Annotated in this window: 5 protein-coding genes; all 5 read right to left on the minus strand. The window is 65.4% G+C overall.

The features are described from left to right. Positions 1 to 994, minus strand: a 994-nt coding sequence (gene prmC / locus WAN71_RS25685; protein WP_422228022.1) for a peptide chain release factor N(5)-glutamine methyltransferase, incomplete at its 3' end; no start/stop codon positions are given. After that, entirely contained in the window at positions 991 to 2,064 is a 1,074-nt protein-coding gene (gene prfA / locus WAN71_RS25690; protein WP_422228023.1) for a peptide chain release factor 1, read from the minus strand. The genes prmC and prfA, both read right to left, overlap by 4 nt. 87 nt (positions 2,065 to 2,151) lie before the next feature. Further along, positions 2,152 to 2,394, minus strand: coding sequence for a 50S ribosomal protein L31 (gene rpmE / locus WAN71_RS25695; RefSeq protein ID WP_422228024.1), 243 nt, complete (start codon positions 2,392 to 2,394; stop codon positions 2,152 to 2,154). Positions 2,395 to 2,497: 103 nt separating this feature from the next. Continuing rightward, a complete protein-coding gene (gene fadD1 / locus WAN71_RS25700; protein ID WP_422228025.1) occupies positions 2,498 to 4,129 on the minus strand; it encodes a fatty-acid--CoA ligase FadD1 in 1,632 nt (543 codons plus the stop codon). A 108-nt stretch (positions 4,130 to 4,237) separates the two neighbouring features. Beyond that, positions 4,238 to 5,860, minus strand: a 1,623-nt coding sequence (gene rho, locus WAN71_RS25705; RefSeq protein WP_422228026.1) for a transcription termination factor Rho, incomplete at its 5' end; no start/stop codon positions are given.

Genomic DNA, 5,860 nt, shown 5'->3' on the forward strand with positions numbered 1-5,860 from the left:
GCGGGCTGGCCATGATTTCGGCGACCGACCCCGGCAACCGAAGATCACGCGTCGATTTCCGCGACTGGCGCTCCTCTGCGGAGGTCATGCGCCGCTCCTCCTCATCGCTTCGCTCTGCATCGTCACGGCGCGAGTCACGAGCGCCGCTCCTCCGCCGTGCCGTGACGAATCTCGGCCGTCCGGTCAGATCTGCTCGTGCGACGGCGTCATCGAAAAGTCCTGTGCTGCGGACTAGTTCGGACGTCAGCAGCGACGTGGTGTCGTCGTGCTCGACGGCGAAGAAGCCGCCCCGACGCAACCAACGACCGGCCAGCCGGACAATGGCGGGAATCACCGCCATTCCGTCCGAGCCCGCGAACACAGCATGAGGCGGATCATATTGAGAGACTTCAGGTTCGAGTTCAACGGCTTCAGGCACGTATGGCGGGTTGGCCACCAGGAGGTCGACTTGCCCGTCGAGCTCGGTGAGCAACCCAGGGTCGGTGGCGTCAGCGCACATTAATTCGATCGCGGTGCCTGCCGTGTTTTTGCGGGCATAGTCAAGGGCCGAGTCGGAGTCATCGATGCCGAGTACCCGCGCTGCCGGCCAGTGCTGCGCCAGTGCGAGCGCCAGCGCTCCCGAACCGGTGCAGACGTCGACGATCACCGGCCGGGCGGGAGTCCCTGGAAGACTCTGCGCGGTCGCCCATTCCAACATGGCCTCGGTTTCCGGACGCGGAATGAAGACGCCGGGCCCGACGGACAGCGTCAGCGGCCCGAAGGCGGCCGTGCCGGTGATGTGCTGCAGTGGCACTCGGCGCGAACGCGCCGCGATCGCGGCGTGGTAGCGGTCGAAGAACGCGTCATCAGGCGAATCGACTAGCGGCAGCCGTCCCCGTTTGGTGCCCGTCAGGTGCGCGGCCAACTCTTCTGCGTCGAAGCGCGCGGAGTCGATTCCTGCGTCTGCGAGCAGCGTCGTAGCCGAGTCGATCGCGCACCGCAGTCGAGTCGTCATGCCTGCTGCAGCCGGGATTGCCTGTCGGCGACGCTCAGAGCGTCGAACAATGCGTCAAGGTCGCCGTCGAGAACCTGGTCGAGATTGTGTGCCTTGTAACCGATGCGGTGGTCGGTGACCCGGTTCTCCGGGAAGTTGTAGGTGCGGATGCGTTCGCTGCGGTCCACCGTGCGGATCTGGCTGGCGCGATCGGCCGACGCGTCGGCCAGCGCCTGCTCCTCGGCCATTGCCTGCAGACGAGCGGCCAGCACCTGCATAGCTCGGGTCTTGTTTTGCAGCTGTGAGCGTTCGTTTTGGCAAGTGACGACAATTCCGGTGGGCAGGTGGGTAATTCGTACCGCCGAGTCGGTGGTGTTGACGCCCTGACCGCCCTTGCCGGACGACCGGTAGACGTCGATGCGCAGGTCCGACTCGTCGATCTGCACTTCGCCGACTTCCTCGGGTTCCGGATAGACCAGCACGCCGGCGGCCGAAGTATGCACGCGGCCTTGGGATTCGGTGACCGGGACTCGCTGTACCCGGTGTACTCCGCCCTCGAATTTCATCCGCGACCACACGCCGTCGGCCGAGTCACCCTTGCTGGCGATCGTGAGCGTCGCATCCTTGTAACCACCCAAATCCGAGGTGGTTTCGCCCAATACGGTCACCGTCCAGCCGTGCCGCTCGGCATAGCGGATGTACATCCTGGCCAGGTCTGCGGCAAAGAGAGCCGATTCTTCGCCCCCCTCACCGGATTTGACTTCCAGCACCATGTCGTCGGCGTCGTGCGGGTCGCGCGGTGCCAGCATGTCGGTGAGCTGAGTGTCCAGCTCGGCCGCGCGTGATTCCAGTTCGGCGACTTCATCGACGAACGACGCGTCATCGGCAGCCAGTTCACGTGCGGTCTCCAAGTCTCCCCGGACCGACTCCAGCTTGCGGTGGGTGGCAACGATCGGCGCCAGTTGCGCGAACCGACGGCCGACTCTGCGCGCATTGGCCGCGTTGCTGTGCAGTTCGGGATCGGACAGCTGGCGCTCGAGGTCGGCATGTTCGGCCAGCAGCGCGTCAATCGCCTGCACGCCGTGCGTCATGCTTGTCCTTCCCCAAAACGCTTCCCCGAACGCGAAACGACGCCCGGCCTGGTGCGGTTTCCGCAGCAGATCGGGCGTCGGTCCAAGCTACTTGTCGGCCGAAGCCTCTTTGTCGGCAGCAGCCTTGCGCTTGCCGTAGCGCCGCTCGAAGCGAGCGACCCGGCCGCCGCTGTCCAGAATCTTCTGCTTACCGGTGTAGAACGGGTGGCACTGCGAGCACACCTCGACCACGATGTGGCCGCTTTCTTTAGTGCTGCGGGTCTGGAACGTGTTGCCGCAACCGCAGACGACGGTGGTCTCGCCGTATGCCGGATGGATATCAGATTTCATGATTTCCTCTTCGATCGTGGGTCGCCGGGTCGCCCGAACTAGTTGGACGTGAACCGGAACCTTACCTTCGGCACCTGATTATGCCAGGTCAGCCGCTATCGCCCTAAACGCCTGCATGGCCGCGTGCATTCCCGTAGTTCGCCGGCGCGGTGGCGGACCGATCGACCACCACGTAGGTGCCGTCGCGCCCGATCCTGGTCCACAGCAGGCCACCTTCCGGCGTGGCGCCCCAGGAGCTCAGCTCGCGTTTGAGGATCTTGTTGGTGGCGGTGGACGGCAGGCCATCGGCGATCCACACGTGGCGCGGCCACGCCTTGGGTGATAGGTCGGACTGGCCGGCCAGAAACTCGCCGAACTCCCCGGGCGTCAACTCTTCGCGCTCGACCAGCACCAACGCCGCCATCACCTGATCGCCCACCTGCTCATCAGGTACCGCGTACACCGCTACCTGGCTGACCGCAGGCAGCCGCTGCAGGATGCGTTCGATGGGCGCGGTCGTCATATTTTCGCCGTCGACCCGCAGCCAATCCCCGCTACGCCCGGCAAAGTAGATCCAGCCGTCTGCGTCCCGGTAGGCCAGGTCACCCGACCAGAACATCCCGTGGCGGAGTCGCGCGTCGGTCGCCTGCTGATCGTTGTAGTAGCCGGCGAACAGGCCGGCGCCCGACGTGTTGACCAGCTCGCCGATCGCTTCGTCGGCGTTGATCAGCGCGCCGTCATCGTCGAACCGGGCCACCGCACATTCGGCGAGCGTGTCGGGGTTATAGATGCTCACACCGGGAAAGCCCTGGCCCAATGAGCCCGGCGGGCAGCCATCTTCACGGGTGATGATGATCGCGCCTTCGGTGGAGCCGAAGCCGTCCCATACCTTGCAGTCGAACCGGCGGCTGAACTCCGCGATGTCGCGGTCGCTGGCCTCGTTGCCGAACGCGACCAGCAGCGGGTTGTCCGCATCGTCGGGCCGCTCGGGGGTGGCAAGCACGTAGGCCAACGGCTTGCCGACGTAGTTCATGTAGGTCGCACCGTAGCGGCGTAGATCAGCCAGCAAACCGGATGCCGAGAACGTCGCCGGCACCATCGCCGCACCTGATCCGACCGCCACGCTCCAGCCCGCCAGCAGCGCGTTGGAGTGAAACAGCGGCATCGACAGGTAGCAGACGCCGGATGAGTCGACCTCGAACCGCTCGATCAGCGCGGAACCGGCGAAAATCACGGTCAGGTGGGTAAGCCGGACCGCCTTCGGCTCACCGCTGGTGCCCGAGGTGAAGATCATCATGAAGGTGTCGCCTGCGTCGACTTCGCGATGCGCGACTAACGGCCCGGCCGCGGCCAGCAAACCAGACCACTCAGCGCTGGAGGTGTCCACAACGCGAACTCCGGGCAAGTCCAGGCCGTCGAGCAGCGCGCGGTGCGCAGGGTCGGTGAGCAGGATCTGGCAGTCGGCACGCACGATGTCCTTCGCCAATGCCGCGCCACGACGGGTGTCGTTGATGCCGCACAACACGTATCCGCCCAGTGCCGCCGCCGCCATCGCGGTCAGCATCTCGGGGGTGTTGCCCAGCAGCGCACCGACGTGCAGGGGCCGTTTGGGGTCGGCGATACCGATCAATGCAGCAGCCGCAGCCGAAGCGTCCGCCAGATGCTCGCGCCAACTCCACACCCGGTCGCCGTATTTGACCGCCGGAGACGAGTCACCGACGCGGGTGCGAAGCAGTTGCTGGATAGTGTCCGCCACGGCTCACCACTTTCCCGTCGGTGCCGACAGGCTGGCACGTTACCGGCGCAGCGTCAGCTGCTTACGGGGAAGGGCGATGTTGGTCGACTGCGGTGATGTGCTAACCGGCTAGTCGTTGTCCCCACCCGGTGTCGTCTTGGACACCTGGACCAGGAATTCGTAATTGGTCTTGGTCTTGCGCAGCTGCGACATCAGCAAGTCGATGGCTTGGTGCGAATCCAGACCCGACAGCACTCGGCGCAACTTGTGCACGATGCCGAACTCGTCGGACGACAGCAGTAGCTCGTCCTTGCGGGTGCCGGACGGGTTCACGTCGACGGCGGGGAACACCCGACGTTCCGAGATCTTGCGGTCGAGTTTGAGCTCGGCGTTACCGGTGCCCTTGAACTCCTCGAAGATCACTGTGTCACCGGTGGATCCGGTTTCCACCATCGCGGTGGCGATGATCGTCAGCGAACCGCCTTCTTCGATGTTGCGGGCGGCGCCGAGGAAACGCTTCGGCGGGTACAGCGCAGTGGAGTCGACACCACCGGACAGGATGCGGCCCGACGCCGGCGACGCGTTGTTGTACGCGCGGCCCAGCCGGGTGATCGAGTCGAGCAGCACGACGACGTCTCTGCCCTGCTCGACGAGTCGCTTGGCGCGTTCGATGGCCAGCTCAGCCACCGAGGTGTGGTCTGACGGTGGCCGGTCGAACGTCGAGGCGATGACCTCGCCCTTGACCGAACGCGTCATGTCGGTGACCTCTTCCGGGCGCTCGTCGACGAGCACGACCATGAGGTGGCATTCCGGGTTGTTCTTGGTGATCGCGTTGGCGATGTCCTGCAGGATCGTCGTCTTACCTGCCTTGGGCGGCGACACGATCAGTGCGCGCTGGCCCTTGCCGATCGGCATGATCAGATCGATAACCCGCGTGGTCAGCCGGTCGGGGGTGGTTTCCAGACGTAGCCGCTCGTTGGGGTACAACGGCGTCAACTTGGTGAAATCGGGACGCTTCTTGACGTCGTCGACCGGACCGCCGTTGACGGTGTCCAAGCGCACCAACGGGTTGAACTTCTGCCGCTGGTTGGGCTGTTCGCCTTCCTTGGGCACTCGCACCGCGCCGGTCACCGCGTCGCCGCGGCGTAAGCCGTTCTTGCGCACCATGTTCATCGAGACGTAGACGTCGTGCGGGCCGGCAAGGTAACCGGAAGTGCGCACGAACGCGTAGTTGTCCAGGACGTCGAGGATGCCGGCGACCGGCTGGACGACGTCGTCTTCGCGCAGTTCGGTGTCACCGCCGTCGCCCGGCCGTTCACCACGACGCCGGCGTTCCCGGAATCGGCGTCCTCTGCGGCCGCCGCGCCCGTCACCGTCGTCGTCTTGCTGGTTGGAGCCACCGCGGTTCTGTTGTCCGCCCTGGCCCTGTTGATCGCCGCCCTTGTCGGAATCCCTGTCGGACTCGCGCTCGTCGGACTTGGACTCCTGCTGGTCGCGGTTGCGCGCGGGCTGCTCGGTCTTGGTTTTGTGAGGCTTTTCCGGCCGGCTGAACTGCTCGTGCGCCTGATCGACGGACTGTCCCCCGTCGCTGGAGTCAGCGCGGGTCGCGTCGTCGGCGGTCGCTTCGGTGTGGTCGGCCGTCTCGGTCACGTGGTTGTGTGATTCGCCACTGGCACCGCCGTTGGCAGGTGCACCATTGGCCTGCCCATGGCGGCTTTCCCGGATCGCGGCGATCAGTTCGTTCTTACGCAT

It is taken from the genome of Mycobacterium sp. (assembly GCF_049280035.1).
In the GTDB taxonomy this organism is placed as follows: Bacteria; Actinomycetota; Actinomycetes; order Mycobacteriales; family Mycobacteriaceae; genus Mycobacterium.

Excerpts from the sequence above, each read along its gene's own strand:
- prfA (WP_422228023.1), bottom strand. The coding sequence starts at position 2,064 with ATGACGCACGGCGTGCAGGCGATTGACGCGCTGCTGGCCGAACATGCC.
- rpmE (WP_422228024.1), bottom strand. The coding sequence starts at position 2,394 with ATGAAATCTGATATCCATCCGGCATACGGCGAGACCACCGTCGTCTGC.